Here is a 19,726-nt window from a genome sequence, read left to right as displayed (position 1 = left end):
TAAGTATCAGGCTAGCGTTTCTTGAACATCTTCAGCATTCGGTGGGTTACCAGAAAGCCGCCTACGACATTGACCATCGCCAACACAACTGCCAACATCCCCAGGATTGCGCCAAATCCGCCCAGGCTATGTCCAGCAGTTAGAATAGCGCCCACGACCGTGATTCCACTAATGGCGTTCGAGCCAGACATGAGCGGCGTATGTAGTGTGGGCGGTACCTTGGTAATCACTTCAAATCCAACAAACACGGCCAAGAGGAACACGGTCAGACTCCCGACCAAGATCGCTGTCTTGGATACCATCCGCATGTTGGGATCGGCAGCCCCCACGCTCGCCGCTGAGCCGGTGGTCTCAGTCAAGACCTCCGTCGACAGAGAACTCTCTTCTGCCTCAGCTGGCCCCCCCTCCCGCGCCTGCGAATCGACTGCCCCTGGCTTCTCCGACGTCGATTGCCCGGAAACGGGACGAAGCAACGGGACGCCACCAAGGCATAGAAGTACAAGGAAACAGACGGGAACAATTCGCTTGTGCAACATAAGGGAAGGCCGATCTAGAGTTTGAATGAGCAGGGAATTCGCTGCAGGAGAATGCCAGAGAGATGCCACAATCACAGGAAGCCTCACAGCCCTGCAAAATTGGCGCTATATCCCTAGCACGCCCTACCGGCAATCTAATCGGAACTGGCGGGCGCGAGACTACTACGTATGCGATCGTTCGTAATTTCACCCTTGTGGACGACCAGTGTATCACGAACAATTTCATCTTCGAGATTCATTTCCAAACGTCCTTCTTTGACCATATTTGCCAAGAATTTGACAACGTTATTGCCCAGCATTTGACTGGCATGATTGGGGATTTCGGCAGCGATGTTGGTCGGCCCCAGAATCGTGATTCCGTGCTCGTGTACGCGTTGGTCGGGCTGGCTCAGTTCACAATTGCCACCGCGTTCGGCAGCTAAATCGATAATCACCCCTCCCGCAGGCATACCACGAACGGCTTCGGCGGTCACCAACAACGGCGATTTTCTTCCAGGAATTGCGGCTGTGGTAATCACCACATCGCTCCCAGCAACCACATCCGCCATCAAGGCTCGTTGCTTGCGATAGAATTCCTCGTCCATCGCTTTGGCGTAGCCGCCTTTATCTTCGGAGCTGGTAGCATCGATTTCCAACTCCACAAACTTCCCCCCCAAGCTCTCGACTTGCTCACGGCACGCCGGCCGCACGTCGTAGGCCGAAACGATCGCGCCCAGTTTGCGGGCGGTGGCAATGGCTTGCAAACCAGCCACCCCAGCGCCAATCACAAAGACTTTTGCAGCGGTCAGCGTGCCAGCTGCGGTCATCATCATGGGAAACAGCTTCGGTAGCTCAGTGGCCGCCTCCAAGACAGCACGATATCCAGCAATCGTGGCCTGCGAGGATAGCACGTCCATGCTCTGTGCCCGCGTAATCCGCGGAATCAACTCCAGCGAGAACAGACTGACGCCGGTCCCCGCCCAGTCGGCGATCGCTTGGGGCTTCCCCAAGGGATCACACGAACCAATTACGATCTTCCCCGCCTGCAAATGGGAGCGTACGAGCTCTCCATTGTCGGCGTCCATGCCTGCCGAACGGACTTGCAAGAGAACGTCGGCTTGCAAAGCAGCGGCAGGATCTTCGACCAGCACGGCTCCCTTCTCTTCGTACTGCTTATCAGGGAATCCGGCCTCTACGCCAGCTCCCCGTTCTATCAATACTTCAATACCCAACTTCGCCAGTTGCGGGACGTTGGCCGGAGTCAATGCAACGCGGCGTTCTCCAGGATAGCGTTCTTTGAGCACAGCAATTTTCATGAACTCACCAACCGTTGAAGTCTTGAAGCGGTACAGGATTCAATTAAAACAGAATTGAATCGTCAACGCAAACCCGTGGTCGCCCCGACGCAGACGCACCTAGCGGCGACCTTTTGCGGAATGAATCGGTGCTCGTGGAATCCTATTTAGCGTATAGTACGCGCGGGAATGTAGCAGGGAATTCCCCTCTAAATCGCGCACGCCTGCCGCTAGCAGCTCATGCACGAACAACTCCCGCATGCCGTCCACGGTAATTCGCACGGTCAATCCATCTTCTGAAACATGGACCAACCGGATCGGTACCTCTCGAGTTTGAATTTCGTCACTGCCATAAGTCGAGTGGTAGAGGTAGGTGTATTGCTGCATCGCAAACGCCCCCGCCGCTTCCACACTTTCCCGATCGACAGGCTTGGTGAATTCCAGTTCAAACCCATCGGACTGAGCTCGCATCTCGAGTATTTCGAAGGGGGTTTCTCCGGTCCAGACGAGCCGCTGGAGGCCGTAGGAGGCGGTGCCCAGACTGCTCCAGCCACGATTGGTTAATCCCACAAAAAGACTCCCGTCGCGGCCCTGCATCATGCGGAAAACAGCCGAGGCAAATCCACTGCGAAAGGGGAAGCAGGCGCCTTGGTACTCTCCATCCACCCGCTCTAGAAAAACGCGACTCATCGCCGCTTGCGTAAATTCCCCGACAAACAATTGCCCATGAAAAGGACCGAATTCCCCTGCACTTGCGTCGACGACAATGTCAGTTGTGGATTGGCCCATTTTCTTATAGGGAAACCAAACTGCCGGCGGCTTGAGCTGCTTGAATTGCTCTATCGCCTGAGGCAGGGGCAGGCCGTTGGGAACCGTCTCGATTCCAGCTACCGTTGAACCTGGCTCGTTCATCGATGCCAAGGCTTCGGCGTGGTGATAGAAGGCTCCCTCCCGCAGATGATGCAGGGAATTCGTAGCTACCCAATTCCCCTGCTGGTCGGTGTAGAACATGTCCCCCGCCAAATTCGCCCCCAGTCCGCTGGGCGAGCGCATCCCCGCAGCCACTGGAACCAGCGTGCCATTGGGCTCCACCCTCATCCCCCAGCCTCGCCAGAGTCCCTGCCGGTATCCCAGAGGAGCGTTGGGAACAATGCGTTTCAACTCGTCTCCTTTGACTCCCAAGCCGATGTTCAGTGTGAGCCACAGGTTGCCCTGCCCATCAATCTCCGGACCATACGCATACTCATGATACTGGCCTGTAACTCCCCACCCCTTCGCAACCGTCAAATACTCGTCGGCCTGATCATCGGAATTCGTGTCACGCAATTGCGTCAGCTCACTGCGTTGCACGGTGAACAATGAATCTTGATGCTGCAGCAGGCCTAGGGGTTCATGAAGTGCCGATGCAAACCGTTGATAGGTCAGGTTTTCCGGAGGCTCGTCATAGACTCCTCCTAGGATCCAGACTTCGCCTTTACGAATGGCGACCGCAATCCGGTCTTCATCGTACTCAGCAATTCCGCTGACCTCCAACACTAAGCCTTCAGGCGGTGGTGTCCAGGTAGCAGAACGCGACTCGGCACCCGCACCGGCGGCCACGACCGTTACCAGGCGGTAATAGTCGCCTTCCTCTGCGGACCAACAGGGGCGGGCCACCACGCATACGATCAGCACTAGAGCGCACCGCAACGGGAATCCACCGGGTCTCTTCCCAGGAAAATTTCCTCTCTGCGGAGAGCCTAGCATCTCTCCCGTTAGATTCCGTGCGATCCAGAGCAACTCTACCATTGATACTCAACCTTCAAATCTATGGGCTGTTTCACATCTAGCGGCACTGCCCAGACCGCACCATCGTCTGATGCAGCGCGAACGGAAACGGGCAAATCCGAACTTGAAACCTCTAGCCTGACGCGCAATCCCAATTCATTCTTACTCTCGAATGCATTGAGGATTTGCAAGTCGTGTCCGTAATTGGCGTTGAACCACAGGCGATCGGTTTCCGGTGCTTCGGCCGCGGCTGATTCCTCACCCACCGACGCATGCGAGGTGACCGGGCGCAGCGAAAGCGTGCGTAAAAGCCCCTGCTGGCCATGGGGCTCGATTCGATCCTCAATGCCAATACCATCCACTTCGTAGAGAAACGTGGGAATGCCGCCTTCGTCCAGGCGATACCCACGAAAATGAATCCGCGATCCATGTGGGGGCCAAAGTTGATCAGCGGACCAACTCGCCGATTCGTCCTTCGGCCGCGCAAAAGGAGCACCAAATTGGATCGCTTGCACCCGATCGCCCAGCGGCTCTGCTAGAGGTGCAAAGCGGATAAACCACGTCCCCTGGGCATCGATAAAGCGTCCGCGCCACGCGTTTGCCAAGCGGACCCGTTCCGTATCGAAGGCGAAATGCACCCCGGCAGGAAATCCAACGGCCAACGCGTGAGTTCCGGCATCCTTCATAAATGTTCGCAGCAGAATCGGCCGATCCGTCGGCTTCAGCTCATAGTTTTCAGCCCGCGCAGCGCTGATCTTCTCAGGCAGCGGCTGCTTATCCAGGTCGCGCAGATAGCTCCAGATCGCACCAATTTGAGAATGCACGTTCCCGCCCAGCAAATGAGGCTGTTGGCTCTTCCCCTTAGGGAAAAACGTAGGCATTCGCGTTTGCTTTTTTACTAGGCCCGGATTCTCAATGAACTCGCTGAACCAGCTCGGCTGGACACGGTTAGCAATTCCCTGCAAATCGACTCCAACCACTCCCGGCAGCGCATAGCCGCGAAACGGATGGCACTGCACACAACCGTTGTCGACCAACTCACGCCCAACCTGCGGCAGCGTTGCGCCTAAATCCCAGAGGGTGGAGTCCCACACCGCGGACTCTGGAGCCGAATCCACTTCGTCGCTGGTTGCCAGCAACTGCGGGAGCTCGTCGGCCAATTCCGCACCAAACGCTGGCATGCGAATGTGCATGTGCTTGCGAATATCCGCATTCTGGCCCAACAACACTTTCTTAAGCCAACTCAGCTGCAATTTGCGGCCCACATTTGTCAGCGGAGGTGGCAAACGCCCCTCATCGCCTAGGTCGATTCCGGCAACTGTTTCAAAAAACGGCTTGCGGAACCGTCCAACCCCACCCAATTCCTCGCGTTCATGACAAGCGTAACAATTCCGTTGCAACAATAAGTGTTGCAGCCGAGACGGTGGCTCCAGCCCTCTGGGAGTGGCAGCATCCGCCAGCGCCGTACGAATCGCCCCAACTTGAACTGCATCGAGCGAGAAACGAACCGATCGCGTGGGAGAGTCCGACAGACAACCAACCGCTGACTGGGAATCCAGTTGCTCCATCGGCGGTAGCGTCGTAGCAGTTTCCTCTCCAGACAGCGCATGGCATTGATTGCAATTCATCGAAGCGAACAACCCACGCCCTTGTTCAGCCAATTCGCCCAGCGTTTGAGTCTTCATTCGTCCCGCCAAAGCTTGCTCGTATCCTTCCGTCTCGGAATGCAGCACGCCAAGCTGCTCAGCTGGACTACCGGAGGAACTTGTCTCGCTCGCACTCGTCGACTCACGGCTCAACAGATAGGACGCGATGTCAGCCGCATCGGAGGGGAGGAGCTTAAATCCGGGCATCCGGCCGCTCGGTCGAACCGACAGTGGATCGTGCAGGAAACGAGCCAATCCGCGCAAGGAATACTTATTGCCAAGTTCGCCAAGTGGTACCGAATCGACCTTGCGGGCAGCGGAAGCCAGCCCCATCTCCTCCAACTCTTCTGTCGAAAGCTCTTCAAAGAGTTCGTCGAGTGCCGAATTGGATTCGACCACGGTTTCATAGTCAGGATCGGGCGCGTGACAGGCAACGCAGCCTACCTGATGAAACAATTCCGTCCCCCGCTGCACATCACCAAGCTTCCAGAATTCCAACGGAACGGGGATCGCTCCAGTCGCCTTGATCTCGGGCAAGGGCTTCCGCTGTGTGGCCAAGAACGCGGCTAAAGCTAAGGCCACATCCTGCCGTGAGTTGCGATCGAGCTTAGACAACACGTTGGGCATCGTCGTGCCGTGCTGCGGAGCGTGTGAGCTGTTGAGGTAGTCATAAAGCCAATCTGCCTGCAGTCGTTCGCCCACACTCTCCAATCGCGGTCCACCTTTGGGCTGCAGATCTGGAACGTCCGTCGCATGACACGCACCACAGCTCAATTCGCTAATCAGCAATCGCCCGGAGGCAATGGAATCGATGTCAGCATGTCGCCCGAAACGTTCAAAGCCAGGAACAAAGGCGGGTGCATCGACTGGCAGTGTAGCGGCCCTCCTCGCACGAGAATCTTGGGAACTTGCTACTTGTGGTAGCAGCCATACCAAGAGAGCTAGGACAACGACTGGGCGGGGAGAAGGCATGTTCACGGCGGGATGCATTAGGTGTTATCTTGGGGATGTCGGTATGGGAATCAGGAATTCTGCTGCTGCAGCATCTCAATCCACGGCCCCACATACGATCCATTGTCATGAAAGGTGCGACCACTGAAGAGATTCCCATCCACCACACAGGGCTCATCGACAAAAATCCCGCCGCAGACTTCCAGATCAAAGCGACATTTGGAAACCGTGGCCATGCGTCGTCCGCGGACACAATCCGCATAGGCAGGTATCTCCACGCCGTGACAGACGCTGGCGATCGGCTTATTCTCTGCAAAGAAGTGTTTGGTGATTCGAACGAGATTGGTGTCGTAACGGATATATTCCGGAGCGCGACCTCCCGAGAAAAAGATTCCCGCGTACTCCGCTTCCTTCACTTCCGAGAAGGGAACATCACAGTCAAGCGTATATCCCTCCCACTCCTTCGTGATCGTCCATCCCGGTTTGATTTCATGCAATACGAGCTGATACTTCCGTTTCTCGGGCGCCGTTACCACAGGTTGAAACCCAGCTTCTTGCAATCGATAATAGGGGTACATCGTATCGAGCAACTCGGTTGCGTCCCCTATGACCACTAGCACCTTTTTCATCAATTCAGTTTCCTCTAGAGTATTTCGTATCCGTAGACCAGAATCATAGTCTATTGTCAGCCGTATTGCAGCCAACCCAACGATCTGTCACAAGTAGAAACGCATTGCCGAGTTCCTACGACGGCTTAAGGAATGCCGTTGGGTGCTCGCGATGACAACAGAATTGCTCGCCCTTGCTACTCTAGGTAATTGCATGAAGATAACGCGTATTTTTGCTCACCGTGTTGAGCTCCCACTAGTCGAGGGATCCTATCACTGGTCTGGTGGAAAATCGGTTTCCGTGTTCGATAGCACCGTCGTTGGCATAGAGACGGATTCCGGACTCGTCGGCTACGGCGAAGTCTGCCCGCTGGGGCCCTTCTATCTACCTGCCTATGCCGAAGGCGTTCGAACTGGACTCCGTGAATTGGCGCCGCACCTACTCGGCTACGATCCGTGTGAACTGCACAAGGTCAACCACCGCATGGATGCAGCTCTTAAAGGGCATGCTTACGTGAAGAGCGGTATTGATATGGCTTGCTGGGATATCCTGGGCAAGCAAACCAATTTGCCAGTTTGTGTACTAATGGGAGGTCGCTATGGTGATAGCGTACGCTTGTATCGCGCCATCTCTCAGCAATCCCCCGATGAGATGAGTCAGAAAGTCACCGAATACAGCCAACAGGGCTATACACGTTTTCAACTCAAGGTTGGAGGAGATCCGGATACCGATATTGAACGCATCCGCGCAGCGCGGTCGGTCCTCAAAGCCACCGACCGACTGGTCGCCGATGCCAACACCGGCTGGACGCAACATGAAGCTATGCGGGTCGTGCGCGCAGTCCAAGATCTCGATGTCTACATCGAACAACCCTGTCTGTCCTACGAAGAGTGCTTAGCCGTGCGGCGCAATACTACGCACCCGTTTGTACTGGATGAAAACATCGACTGTCTCGATATGCTGCTGCGAGCTAAAGCCGATCTCGCAATGGATCTGGTCAATCTAAAAATCAGTAAGCTTGGAGGACTAACCAAAGCCAAACAAGCTCGAGATCTATGCGTTTCCATGGGGATCGCTATGACGCTGGAAGATAGTTGGGGTGGAGATATCACCACCGCAGCCATCGCGCATTTTGCGCACAGTACTCCAGAAGCCTTCCGTTTCACCAGTACCGATTTCAATAGTTATGTTTCCGTCAGCAATGCCAGCGGAGCACCTGAGCGCGTTCAAGGATTCATGCAAGCGAGCAACGAAGCCGGGCTGGGCATCCAGCCCAGAACCGATGTCCTTGGACCACGGGTCGTGGACGTATCCTAAGTGGACGTTTCTGTTTCAATTCAGATGTGCTGAGTAGCATTCGAAGAACTCAAAATCCGACCAATCAATTTTGGGCAAATGGCCATGGAAGAATCGACTACTGAAACCGAAAATGTCCCTCCAGAGTTGATGGATCAAATTTTGGAGAGCATCTACGCTGGGCGAAAGTTGCGCGCCATCAAATTGTATCAATCCGCGCGAGGTGTCAGTCTACTAGAAGCGAAGAACTTCATAGAGGCTCTACTCCAGGAACTTGAAGAAAAACAGCCCGACGCATTGGGGAAATCTCGCGGAAATTCGGGCTGCGTGCGCACGTCTGCATGCTTTGTGTGCCTAGTAGGCCTCGCAGGATATTGGGTGCTTGCTTCTTCCTGACTGCGTGCGAATAGAGCCCTCCAACGGGTGAAATCAAGCTCGCGACAATCATTGTTGAGCGGCGACGGGTTGGTCTAGTCTGAAGACCAGCAATCGCCGTTAGAGACAAGCCTCAGTTGCCAAGATAGGCACAGCCAGCACGATGCACTGGGATTCACCAGCGTGTCAATCGCGACGCCGCCGGAAGAAGAGCGGGCTGGCGGCCACGAGCAGCATCAGCCCACTGGGCTCGGGGACGGAGGTGGCCTGAAATAACGCGGAATTCTCGATAGCGACGTCACTTTTGGCAACACCACCAATGTCCAACAATGAGCCGCTCAAAACGGTGGCAGTGAACTGGCCCGGTTGAGCCTCCGAAGTGACATCGATCGTAAACGAGAACAGCGATAGGGGATCGGTGCCGAACTCCACACTTCCACCCAGGCTGACGTCACCCACCAGGATGTCCCCCTGATCCGGAGTGAGTGCTAGTGGACCTGGAAAAAAGACATCGCTGCCGAAATCTAGTAGCTTGGTGAATCCAGAAACACTCCAGCCGAGCGGTAGGCCTTTCCCCTCGGGTGCCGCAAGATCGATGGGGATGTCATAACCCGTTATCGCGGCTGTCCCAACATCCGTACGCATACGAACTTCAACGGTGAAACTGGAGGATCCGCTAGTCGGTATCTCCACTTCGCTAATTGCCTGAGCGAAAGAAATAACGACCCCGGCCTGTGCGGATAGGACGGAGCTAGACGCTATTGAAGCAGCAAGCAGCAAGGTTCGCACGAAACGTAGCATGGGGGTTCCTGAATAGGCTTATTCGATGGACGTGGATTGCCGTTCCACCCAGTATAGTTTGCGGCTTTCCAAAGTCGACTCATTAACTAGGGGGGGGACGTACCCCATCTCCTCCAGCGCTCGCTGATGTTCCGCAGGGTCGGGACTGCGACAAACCTGCCGACTGGGTTCACTGGCGGTCTCCGCACTAACGGCCAGTTCGCTGTTGGCACTCTCAGAATTGGGCTCGCTAACCGGCTCCTGATTCAGATCAGTCGCGACCACCGCTACAGTCTCGTCCACAGTCTCGTCCACAGTCTCGTCCACAGTCTCGTCCACAGTCTCGTCCACAGTCTCGTCCACAGTCTCATCCAACGTCTCGATCCGACTCTCGTTGGCTGGCTCGGTCAGGGATTGAACCGCTGGTGCACTAACAAGTTCAGTAGCGGAGGCCCTCTCAGGTGCTGCAATAGATGCGTTGGCAGAATCGCTGGCCAACTCATTCACTGGAACATTCACTGGAACATTCACTGGAACATTCACTGGAACATCCCCAGCGACGGGGACAGTAGCGAGATCCCGGACGAAGGAAGGCTCAGGAGCGCTAACCGGTTCAGCGATGGGAGCAGTCTCAAAATCCGTTGCCAACCGATCAAATCCCTTGCTTTGCTTCTGGCCGGAGGTCGACAATGCGAATCGCTGGGCATTGTCCCCTACCGCCCCTAGGGCGACTGGTTCCGGCGGAGTGGGTAACACAGTTCCGCGCAACGCATTGATCGATAGAATATCCACAATGGTAATACCACCGCTGCGATCAATATCTATGCGAGCTTCCGTCAAATTGTCCGGGATGGTTCCGCGAAGCGCGTTGACCTCGAGAATATCACTGATGGTGATCCCACCACTTTGATCGGCATCGCCAGGCAAGCTATTGATACGGAAATTGAACTGTCCACCACCGGTTTCATCCCCCGACCGCGTACTGATCCCATCGATCCACTCACCGTCCAATGGATTCCCGAGTGTATCAACGATCGCGTCGGACAGGCTCAATACGAGTGCATCGTTATGTAGAGGCGTATCGAGGGCAAGCGTCCCGATGAGAGCTCCAGCTTGGCCAAAGGCTAGCTGCAGCCGATCTCCGTAGTCGGCAACATTTGTACCAATGAGAGAAACGTTCTCGGAATTAAACGAGTCGGCAACATCGCGATCGAACACTAGGTAGATGCGATCGATTGTTTGCCATGTCAGGTTTACAAGCTGCTCACCGCCAACCAGCGACAGCCCCAGACCATTGCCTGCTGCTGTCCCTTGCCCGTCGACGAGGTCAATGGCCGCAGCATCCCAGCTGCTGGAGGCAACAATCACGTCAAGCACGCTGGGATACTGAATTTGCGGAGGCTGAAGCGCGAAGAAATCTAGAATGTTCCCCATCGCAGCGGAACGGATTGCGGGATCCACGATGGACTCAAAAGGGAAACCGAAGAGGACGAGATTCCCTTGCCCCGTGGTTCCCGCTTTCTGCACTGCAGCAACGCCGCCGCCACTATACAGGAGTGCAGCCTGCGCGCCCGATTCCGGACTCAGCACATCGGGCGAGGAGACGTCATAGACCTGTCCATCCAGACTTGAGAAGCTCGAGCCGTCGGAGAATTCAAATTGAGGCAAGCCGGCGAAGATGCCGGATGAAGAAGTCGCGATCGAATGCGTGTTCGCATTGTCCGCCACATAGGACGCGCCGAGCGTGGAGCGGAAGAATCCGCGTCCCTGGTTCTGGCCGTATAAGTCGTAGCCCAGCTCCGAACCGGTAATCAACAGATTGCCGCCGGCGGCCAAGAATTCTTCGACGAGGACTTGTTCTGAGGCATCAAGCGTGTGGTCCGCAGTCGACTCACGTCCCAGGATCCAGAACACCGAATCATAGGATTGGAGGTCGAGGGTTCCGTCGATAATCGCTTCGTTGCTGGCACTCTCTACGTGAATGCCAGGTCGCGCCGCTAAGATGGCTTCATGGTGCTGTACGACGTAATCGCGACTGTTGTTGAAGCGATTCCACACGTGGTCAGTGGTCGCTCCGCCAAGAAACGGAAGTTTAAAATTTTGGCTGCGGTCGAGCCGATCGTAACCGTTGACGATCAACACCTGCTTGGCCCCGCCACTGGGCAGCGCCGTAAGCACTTCAGAAGCCAGCGATTGCCCGCCTGCGTTTTCTGCCACCACCTTGAAATAATAGGGGCGTGCTGCGTCAAATCCACTAAGCGTCAAGCTCGTTTGGGCTCCGCCAGCGACATAGGTTCCACCATCAAAACCGTAACCGTCGACGGAAGCGTAAACGCGAAACCCGTCCGCCGGACTGCCATAAACTCCATTAACTCCGCCCGACGAACTCGGCCCGGCTGACCACTGCAGAGTGACTTCACCTGCGGCTTGGCTACTGACGGCCACCCGCAGCGGTGCGGAAGGCAGCGTGATATTCTCCGGTTTTGAAGTAGAACCATTGAAATTGATCAAATGCTCGAGCGTCGCTTCGTAGGTGCTGCGCGCCAATTGGTCACGCACTTTGGGGTCGCGCAGCAATTCCGCATCCTCGGTATTGTCATGAAATGCGACTTCGATAATGGTCGCATCGAACTCGCCACCAGAGCGTGCATTGGTGATCTCTCCAAAACCGCCAGCCAGCGTGTAGCCCGTGCGAGTGCTCCAATCGTGCTCGAATTGTCCGTCAAGGGCGCGCAGGTCAGTATTGATTTGCCGTCCCGTACTCGCGGCCAAGGCGGCTTGGTTCGGGGTCGGATCGGAGGCTGAAATCAGCCCGATCGCACCTCGACTGGACGCCGTAGCGGGATTCCCCGTCGTGGCGTTGGAGTGGAATCCTACGTAGACGCTCGTACCGTAGGGATTGGAATCTGCATTCATCCATTCAGCCATGCGAATCGGAGCCGAGACATTGCTGGTACCAATTACAGCCGAGGGAGACGAAAAACTGGTCGATTGGCCTACCGAACGCCACAGCCACACCAAGGAATCTTCATCCTCACGCGGATAACCGGAGACATCCCCGCTGCCGATCCCCCCAGCCCCCCATGGTAGATCTCCCATGCCATTTCCAAAGCGGATGGCGTCCGCAATCACCACGGAACCACCACCGCTGGAAAGATTGCTGATCTGCACCGACCCGTCGCTAGGCGAACTCCCCGAATCAAAATGGTAGGTCCCCAAGTAGATCCAGCCGTTGCCCACCTGTCGATGGTCGATGCTAACCTCTGTTTGTCCCCCGCTGTGATTGACGCGGTACAATTGCTCGGTGCGGTTGCTGCTAGCGGCAACCCACGCATATACCGGATAGAACCCGGCGTCTGGAATCTCCGGTGTGTACGTTGCTACCGCGCTTTCCTGAGTACCGTTAGCGGTCGCAAAGCGGTACTTGACTGCGTCCAGGGCCGCACCATAGTCCTCGTCGTACCAACGTGGCCCCGCTGTGTTGTTGCTCCAACTTCCTGTAAAGGTGACCCCGGGAGAGTCATTGTCGAGGACCACCTCATTGGCTTGGCGTCCAACCGGTCGCATGGGAACGACGGTAGCACCGGCGCGAAGTAGGTAGTCGGCGTAGTAGGTTAGCTGATCTTGATTGCCGAAATCTTCGACCATCGAGAGGAGATTTCCACGGTCGGTAGCCCAACGATTCAAATTGCTATTCCACTGCCAACCATGGCCTGCCGAGGTAAACACGATCTTGCCCTCCAAGCCTCCGGAAGGCTGCTCGCCCACCGGAACCAAGCCAGGAACACCCGCCAGCGGCAGGCGTGGTTCGAGGGTTTCTAGTCCCCACACGCGGTGTCCCTCCGCAGGCCGACCACCGGCAAACACTCCACAGATGCACATGAAAACGCGGATCAAGCACTTTGAGATCATTTGCGGCGCGTGCCGCAGCCTGTACATCAAAATCATCGCCATCGAACTTTTTAACACGAGAAACATCCCTACTACTCACCTCCCCATAAGTGGGAACGCGCGAAGTGCCGGATTGCTATTATAGTCAGCGTCGGTCTTTTATGACCCAACGGCGGCATCCAATGACAGCATTCCCGCCCCCCAACGCCCGTGGGGACACGCCCTAAGCTGCCAGCGCGCGTTCCGTGGGCCTCCCCGAGGTCCCCACCCCGGAGGGAATCACAATGGGGACAGACCCCGCGAACCGACGAATCACAATGGGGACAGACCCCGCGAACCAATTGCCCGTGCTTCATGGGGACAGACCCCGTGCAATGCCTGCAAGAATGCTTGGGGACACACCCCTGCGTCCGAACTGCAGCGGTGTGCGTGTCCTTCGTGGGGTCAGTCCCCGGATTCCACTACATGGCACTATTGGGGACAGCCCTCGTGAGTCCTGCGGACAGACCCCGTGAGTCCACCAGTTGGAGGCCCGTGGGGGCAGACCACGGCAATAGGATGCTGACAGCGGGGCGCGCGATGAGTACACGGGGAGATGAGTACACGGGGACTGTCCCCTGGAAGGTTGTTGGCAGGCAGGGGCCTTGGGGCAATGGGCCCTCACTCCAAGGCACGTATTCGGCAGGGGGTGCGTGAGGTGGCAGAGTGTGAGCACAACAATCAGAAATTCGCATGCCGCTTGGGGGGCGATCATCCGCAGAGGAAATGCCTGGGGACTGATCGCGATGCTCGGCCTGTAGGCTTACGGGGCCTGTTGCTACGATACCTTTATTGTACAGCGAGCATCGTTTGAACTTCGTCCTTGGATGCGACGCCAACGATGGACTTCACAAACTCTCCATCGCGATACAAAACTAGCATCGGAATGGAGGAAACCTTGAACACCCCCGCCAACTGCGGATTGGCGTCCACGTCGACCTTCAAGATTTTTCCTGCCTTCAGAGTAGAAGCGACTTCCTCAAGAATGCCGCCTTGAATGCGACAGGGACCGCACCAATCGGCATGGAAATCGATCAGGACCGGGCCACTCGCCTGCGATAGCAACTGCCTGAAATTGTCATCAGTGGCATCCACGACTCGATTCTCGAGCTCGGCTTGCGTGAGCGGATTCTCAGCGCCCCCCTGCGGGATTTGCTCGACGGAACGGGGTAGATCAGCCGCACCAGGCGTCCCGGGAGGCGAAAGCATTGAACGAGCAATAAAGAAGACACCAATCACGCAGATAATCGTGGTCAGTCGCGATAGACTTTGGCTTGGCATGGGAATGAGGTCCTTGAGGAATCGTTTTGAGTGAGCCGTTTAGGGGGAGGAGCCGTCCCACCAATTCAAGATCGTCCAATCGACCGAGCAAGCTCTGGCTTATCTTGTTCAGTCTAAACAATCCGGCACGGTCCGGCTCGATCCCTCAAGGCAATTGCAGAGCAATCTATCCACAAAATCCGATGTCGGTGCCCTCGGTCTCAAGTGCGTTTAAGGGCGTTTCGCCATCGTTGGGGCGATACATTGCTCAAGCCACAGCGGGAATAGAACTCCCCGGCCGCGTCCCGATTCCGATCATTCCATCTCCAAACCAATGGGCTTTCCTTGGACACTATCTGCTCCTCAAACGCCGCATACACTTTCAAATCTTTAGGACGAGCATCAAGGCTGCCAGCTATCAGCGCATTCCGTCTTGCAGTTCCCCCAACTGCCTAAATAGTAGCCGCATCGAGCGTGTCCTCAGCCGAAGACGTGTTGCCAATCCAGCGAGGAAGTCTTGCGAAGTCAAGCCGCTAGCCGAGGGGAGCTGAAGTTGCTAGCATTTAGCGGCGAACTGGCACGATTCGTCCAACAAGCCAGTTTTGCCCTACCGCCCAGTTGAAGGATTTGCTACCAAGCAAGATAGCAGCTTGGATAGCCTGCATTTGCCTCCCCAACGGCACTCCCGCGTAATGCGACTTTTTTGACACACCCCTGTCGACATGGACGTCGCCAACTATGAAGAAAACTAGTACTCGCCTAGCGACCATCGGCGGAATCATCGTGCTTGGTGCATGTGCCATTGTGATGGCTCAACACGATTCTCGGCAGCGCGAACACGAAGTCACCGAGCCGATCGCCTTAGCGCCGAAGCCAGCCCAACCGATTGCGATCAATGCGAGCGCACCTGGGTTGAACGGCTCCTACGCGAGTCTCAGCAAGCCCATCGTGCGCGCCAACAACGAGGGCCTTCCGGAGCACGCGGCCGAGAGCGACGACGACTCGGACAATCCGTTGCGAATGCCACCCGATGCACTTCCCTCTTCATCGGTCGTTTTAGCATCTGCCGCGGAAGAGTTACCAAGCTCCCTGCCGTCCTCTCCCGCCCCCCCGTCCACGATGCCTGCTGCAAGTGCGAGTCTACCGACCTGGTTAGGCAACGCGCCTTCGTCCACGCCAACCGCCCCAGCCCAACAAGCGAATGCCCCAAGCTCCCTGGGAACTTCCACATCGCTTCCAACCGCCAACTTCCCGACCCCACCAGCTGAGGAACCAACGGTCTCTGAACCAGCTGGCGAGAAAGCGGGCAGTTTACCTCCGCCCGTCGAAGCGCCGTCACCAGTTTTGGTCCCCATCACCAACACCTCATCGGCTCCTCCAACGCAGCCAGAACAAGACTCATCGCCAACGTCAGATGCCCGCTCGGCAGCGGATGCCATTCCCTCGCTTCCCCAGCGTAGCGCGAGCAACTACGGCGCATCTTCCAATCGGATGTCCGACACCCAGCGTGGTGTAATGCAACCCACCGACCTAAACACACCGACTCGCAGCGCACCCCCGCCCGCGTTACTCAGCGGCACTTCAAACAGCGGCCTTGGTGCGGACGGCGGATTCCCCGCCGCCCCTAACACCTCCCTGAACACGCCGTCCTACTCAGCAGGCAGCCTATCCGGCGCGCCACCAGCCCGAGTCCCCGAAGGCGTTTCCGATGCAACCCGCAATAGCCCCACACGACTGCCTGAGACGAGCGGAACGACTGGGACTCGTCTCACCGCTCAAGTCGCGAGCCTCTTAAGCGATCAGCCTGGCAACCGACATCTCGATGGGATGCAGAGCCCCGTTCTGCAACTTGAGAAACGCTCGCCTGAAGAGATTCAAGTAGGCAAGAAAGCGAGCATCATTTACATTCTCCGCAATGCAGGGAACGCAATCGCTCACGACATCACTATCGTCGACAAGCTCCCACGCGGTACCAAATTTGTCTCCGCGGAGCCCGCAATTACTCCCACCGCTGAGGGCGTGCTAACTTGGAACCTAGGACAGCTAGCGGCCGGTGGCGAACGCTCCATTCAACTCGATCTGATTCCCGAGATTGAAGGGGAGTTGGGAAGCGTTGCGACTTTTCACTTCGCAGCCCAAGCCTCCACGAGAATGCTAGCCACCAAGCCCAAATTGGAACTGACACTTGAGAGCCAAGCAGAAGTCTTGATTGGCGATTTTCAACAAGTGATCGTCAATATCAAGAACGTTGGAACCGGCATCGCTCGCGGCGTGCGTCTCGAAGCCGACATTCCAGAGCAGATCCGGCACGAAAGCGGTGTTTCGCAACTTGAAGCCCCCCTGGGAGACTTGCATCCCGGACAATCGATCCGCATTACGACACTGGCCTTCACGGCCGTTCAACCCGGTACCGCCGAGTGTGCCGTCCGCGCAGTATCCGGAGACGGAGTCCTGGCGGAAAAATCGATCGCTGTCGACGTGCGTTCACCACAGTTGGTGGCAAGTATCGAAGGGCCTAAGCTTCGCTACCTGGAACGCCCCGCCAATTACCGTTTCACCATTCTTAACAACGGCACTGCAGCGGCGACCAATTTAAACTTCGTCGTCCATCTACCTGCCGGATTGAAGTACATGTCTTCCGACGTCCCCCAAGCTAACTACGATCCCGCGCGACACACGTTGCGAGTTGGGCTGGAATCGCTTCCGGCCGGACAGCCTGCACCGTTCCAAGTCACGGTGCTGCCGGTCGAGCTGGGCACCCAAGCCTTTTCGGTCAAGGCCACCGCCGACCTGAACCTGTCGGCCGAGGCGAATGGTCAAGTGAACGTCGAAGGATTGGCAGAGCTGGAATTCAAAATCAGCCAAAACGATGGCTCAATCGAAGTCGGCGCAAGCACCACCTACACGGTGAGCGTAGTCAACGTGGGCAACAAGCCGGATCGCAATGTGAAACTCGATGTGGAACTACCGGAAGGTGCTAAGTTGGTCGATGTCATCGCTCAAGTCGGCTACAAGCAGAGCGGATCGGTCGTCCAATTCGAGCCGATTTCAGAGATGGCCATTGGCGACCAACGCACCTACCAGTTCCAAGTGCAACATAACCAAGCTGGAACCCGCGTGGTACGCAGCCAGCTCACCAGCCAAAATCTCAATGTGGGCGTTGTCAAAGAAGAGGGAACCTTCGTGTACGACGACACCAACAACTAACGGCTAAGGCGCTTCGCGATACGCTTCGACTTCAAAGGGATTGTCCCGATAAGCATCTCTACCTCTCAGCCACTGCCAGGCCGAGGCTGAGAGATAGGCGGGGCCCATCAACGGGCCCCACAATTCGAATTGCCGCACATGCACTCGCTCGTGCTTTCCAACCGCGATGAGCTCGTGAGCATTCTGCCCGAGGATCGTATGACCTAAGGTAAACCCCATGGTGCGTTTGCCGGTCGGCAAATGCCTCACCAACCACCGCGTTGCGCCCCCGTAGAATTCAAGGGCGCCCTCGCGGTACACCGCCCCTCCTCCGCTGCAAAGTCCCGCTAGGCCGATCAAAATACCTAGACAGCTATAGGGACTGGCCCACGCAATCCGTGCTAGCTTAACCAGCACCCGAACCCCACCCGTCATCTAAAGCCCCAAACTTGAGTTAATCTCGAATAGATATTGACGGCTTCTTTCCAAATCGGTTACTAGCTAAAGCACAACAACTTTTGTCATCGGAGGCGATTGCACGCCAAGGATCGCCCCCTCGACTCACTAGGCCGATTGATGCTTAGCACGCAGCGAATCGTAATACTACTCTTGTCAGGCTGGTTGCTAATCGCCGCCGAGCCCTCCACATTGGCGCAGACCGCCTCCGGTTTGCGGCCTATCAATGGTGGGCAGCCTCAAATGGTTCCCATCAATCCGGCAACGCAGGCGGGAGTCTATCCGTCCACAGGGTTCGGCAGCTCAACCTTCGACCCGTATGCGTCAGCGGCACCCACGGCAACGGCACAAGTCTACACTCCATCTTACAACCCTAGCTACAACGTAGCACCAACTGCTACGCAACTTCCTCCCAGCTACTCTGCGAATCCCTACTCGGCCTCACCCGCGGGCAACGTTGGAGGGTACCCAGGCTACAACGGTGCACCGGCTCCATTCCCAGGGACTGGGCAAAGCGCCACGATAGGGAGTTTTTCCGGTGGCGGAAGTCCGTATTCGCAACCGGGCGTTTACCCGAATAGCTCACCATCCGCCTTGTTCCCTAGTTCGCCTTATAATTCGGCGAGTGGCTATGGCTACGGAACTCCTGGCTATGGGGTCTACCCACCGCCGCCCGGAGGTACGATCGGTGGAGCTCCCTCGAATTGGAACCCGCAGGGTACGATCTTTTCAAGTCCTACTGGATCGCCTGATTTCCAACGCCTGTTTCAGGGATCGCGGTTCCGGCACACATGGTTGAGCGGCGGCGACAGTACGGACGACTTGTCGATCAACGACACCGATTTGGCCATTGCTATGCTGTGGCCCAACTTTTTGTTCTCCAATCAGCCGCTTTATATTATGCCCAGTTTTTCCTTGCACCAATGGTCTGGGCCCAAACCTCCCGCAACTGCCGATCTGCCAGCACTGGCCTATTCCGCATTTTTAGATACGGGCTGGCAATCTGATGTACAACGAATTGTGGGGGCGGAATTGGGACTCCGAGTCGGAATGTTTACCGACTTCAATACTGCGACCTCGGAAAGTCTTCGCATCCAAGGCCGGGCGATTGGGCGTTTGAGAATCACCCCCAAAGCGACCCTGAAACTGGGCGTCTTGTATCTCGACCGCAACAAGACGAAGCTCTTACCGGCGGGCGGTCTCCTATGGCAACCCAACGCAGAAACTCGCTTCGACATCTTTTTTCCTGAACCCAAATTGGCCCACTATCTGTCAACTATCGGAACCGTCGATAGCTGGTGGTATGTGGCCGGTCACTACGGAGGCGGGGCCTGGACTGTGGAGCGAACTAGCGGTGCAACCGATTCGATCGACATCAACGATATTCGTCTAGCCCTGGGATTCGAATGGGGCCGCAACGACCAAATGCGCGAGGGTCGGCGCACTGGCTTCTTTGAAGTTGGTTACGTCTTTGATCGCGAATTGATCTACAAATATTCGCCTGCCGACAGCCTCGACCTCAACTCCACTTTAATGCTCAGGGCAGGCATCGGCTACTAGCATAGTGCCGCACTCTAATTGCCTTGCCCGAGATTCATTTGCCCAGGTTTCACTTGCGCAGGATCCAACTCCCGAGATTCCCTGCAGCCATTCGATTGCC

The 19,726-nt window shown here is 56.4% G+C and carries 12 protein-coding genes; 3 read left to right on the top strand and 9 right to left on the bottom strand.

The window, feature by feature from the left end:
• Positions 1-11: 11 nt before the first annotated feature.
• From Q31a_RS31545 to Q31a_RS14645, 5 genes are all read right to left on the bottom strand, one after another.
• On the bottom strand, positions 12-536 hold the full coding sequence (locus Q31a_RS31545) for an NAD(P) transhydrogenase subunit alpha (protein WP_231691208.1): 525 nt from the start codon (positions 534-536) through the stop codon (positions 12-14).
• 134 nt (positions 537-670) lie between these two features.
• Positions 671-1,831 carry a Re/Si-specific NAD(P)(+) transhydrogenase subunit alpha gene (locus tag Q31a_RS14660; protein ID WP_145079145.1) on the bottom strand — a complete coding sequence of 387 codons (1,161 nt, stop codon included), beginning with the start codon at positions 1,829-1,831 and terminating at the stop codon, positions 671-673.
• 99 nt (positions 1,832-1,930) lie between these two features.
• On the bottom strand, positions 1,931-3,598 hold the full coding sequence (locus Q31a_RS14655; RefSeq protein ID WP_231691207.1) for a DUF7133 domain-containing protein: 1,668 nt from the start codon (positions 3,596-3,598) through the stop codon (positions 1,931-1,933).
• On the bottom strand, positions 3,592-6,213 hold the full coding sequence (locus Q31a_RS14650; protein ID WP_145079142.1) for a c-type cytochrome: 2,622 nt from the start codon (positions 6,211-6,213) through the stop codon (positions 3,592-3,594). The genes Q31a_RS14655 and Q31a_RS14650 overlap by 7 nt, the downstream gene beginning before the upstream one ends.
• Positions 6,214-6,245: 32 nt before the next feature.
• Positions 6,246-6,803: a DJ-1/PfpI family protein gene (locus Q31a_RS14645; protein ID WP_145079139.1), complete on the bottom strand. Its 558-nt coding sequence runs from the start codon at positions 6,801-6,803 to the stop codon at positions 6,246-6,248.
• A 193-nt stretch (positions 6,804-6,996) separates the two neighbouring features.
• Here Q31a_RS14645 and Q31a_RS14640 point away from each other — a divergent pair, with 193 nt between their 5' ends.
• Positions 6,997-8,100, top strand: a complete 1,104-nt coding sequence (locus Q31a_RS14640; RefSeq protein WP_145079136.1) for a cis-3-hydroxy-L-proline dehydratase — start codon at positions 6,997-6,999, stop codon at positions 8,098-8,100.
• Positions 8,101-8,640: 540 nt separating this feature from the next.
• Here Q31a_RS14640 and Q31a_RS14635 read toward each other — a convergent pair.
• The 3 genes from Q31a_RS14635 to Q31a_RS14625 form a co-directional block, all read right to left on the bottom strand.
• Positions 8,641-9,099, bottom strand: coding sequence for a hypothetical protein (locus Q31a_RS14635; RefSeq protein WP_145079133.1), 459 nt, complete (start codon positions 9,097-9,099; stop codon positions 8,641-8,643).
• Positions 9,100-9,273: 174 nt separating this feature from the next.
• The gene (locus tag Q31a_RS14630; RefSeq protein WP_145079130.1) at positions 9,274-13,203 is read right to left on the bottom strand and encodes a golvesin C-terminal-like domain-containing protein; all 3,930 of its coding nucleotides are present in this window, start codon (positions 13,201-13,203) and stop codon (positions 9,274-9,276) included.
• Between the two features lie 750 nt (positions 13,204-13,953).
• Positions 13,954-14,445 (bottom strand): thioredoxin family protein, encoded by a 492-nt coding sequence (locus tag Q31a_RS14625; protein ID WP_231691206.1) that lies wholly within the window; start codon positions 14,443-14,445, stop codon positions 13,954-13,956.
• A 717-nt stretch (positions 14,446-15,162) separates the two neighbouring features.
• Between Q31a_RS14625 and Q31a_RS14620 the strand changes: the two genes are divergently transcribed.
• Positions 15,163-17,631 carry a DUF11 domain-containing protein gene (locus Q31a_RS14620; RefSeq protein WP_145079127.1) on the top strand — a complete coding sequence of 823 codons (2,469 nt, stop codon included), beginning with the start codon at positions 15,163-15,165 and terminating at the stop codon, positions 17,629-17,631.
• Positions 17,632-17,634: 3 nt separating this feature from the next.
• Here Q31a_RS14620 and Q31a_RS14615 read toward each other — a convergent pair whose 3' ends face one another.
• Positions 17,635-18,045, bottom strand: coding sequence for a hypothetical protein (locus Q31a_RS14615; protein ID WP_145079124.1), 411 nt, complete (start codon positions 18,043-18,045; stop codon positions 17,635-17,637).
• Positions 18,046-18,186: 141 nt separating this feature from the next.
• Here Q31a_RS14615 and Q31a_RS14610 point away from each other — a divergent pair, with 141 nt between their 5' ends.
• Entirely contained in the window at positions 18,187-19,626 is a 1,440-nt protein-coding gene (locus Q31a_RS14610; RefSeq protein WP_145079120.1) for a hypothetical protein, read from the top strand.
• Positions 19,627-19,726 lie beyond the last annotated feature (100 nt).

It is taken from the genome of Aureliella helgolandensis (assembly GCF_007752135.1).
Classification (GTDB): domain Bacteria; phylum Planctomycetota; class Planctomycetia; order Pirellulales; family Pirellulaceae; genus Aureliella; species Aureliella helgolandensis.
Note: the sequence above shows the minus strand (reverse complement) of the source record. Positions and strands in the feature narration are given on the sequence as shown.

Excerpts from the sequence above, each read along its gene's own strand:
- Q31a_RS31545 (WP_231691208.1), bottom strand. The coding sequence starts at position 536 with ATGTTGCACAAGCGAATTGTTCCCGTCTGTTTCCTTGTACTTCTATGC.
- Q31a_RS14650 (WP_145079142.1), bottom strand. The coding sequence starts at position 6,213 with ATGCATCCCGCCGTGAACATGCCTTCTCCCCGCCCAGTCGTTGTCCTA.
- Q31a_RS14625 (WP_231691206.1), bottom strand. The coding sequence starts at position 14,445 with ATGCCAAGCCAAAGTCTATCGCGACTGACCACGATTATCTGCGTGATT.
- Q31a_RS14615 (WP_145079124.1), bottom strand. The coding sequence starts at position 18,045 with ATGACGGGTGGGGTTCGGGTGCTGGTTAAGCTAGCACGGATTGCGTGG.
- Q31a_RS14645 (WP_145079139.1), bottom strand. The coding sequence starts at position 6,803 with ATGAAAAAGGTGCTAGTGGTCATAGGGGACGCAACCGAGTTGCTCGAT.
- Q31a_RS14640 (WP_145079136.1), top strand. The coding sequence starts at position 6,997 with ATGAAGATAACGCGTATTTTTGCTCACCGTGTTGAGCTCCCACTAGTC.
- Q31a_RS14610 (WP_145079120.1), top strand. The coding sequence starts at position 18,187 with ATGCTTAGCACGCAGCGAATCGTAATACTACTCTTGTCAGGCTGGTTG.
- Q31a_RS14635 (WP_145079133.1), bottom strand. The coding sequence starts at position 9,099 with ATGCGTACGGATGTTGGGACAGCCGCGATAACGGGTTATGACATCCCC.
- Q31a_RS14660 (WP_145079145.1), bottom strand. The coding sequence starts at position 1,831 with ATGAAAATTGCTGTGCTCAAAGAACGCTATCCTGGAGAACGCCGCGTT.
- Q31a_RS14620 (WP_145079127.1), top strand. The coding sequence starts at position 15,163 with ATGAAGAAAACTAGTACTCGCCTAGCGACCATCGGCGGAATCATCGTG.
- Q31a_RS14655 (WP_231691207.1), bottom strand. The coding sequence starts at position 3,598 with ATGGTAGAGTTGCTCTGGATCGCACGGAATCTAACGGGAGAGATGCTA.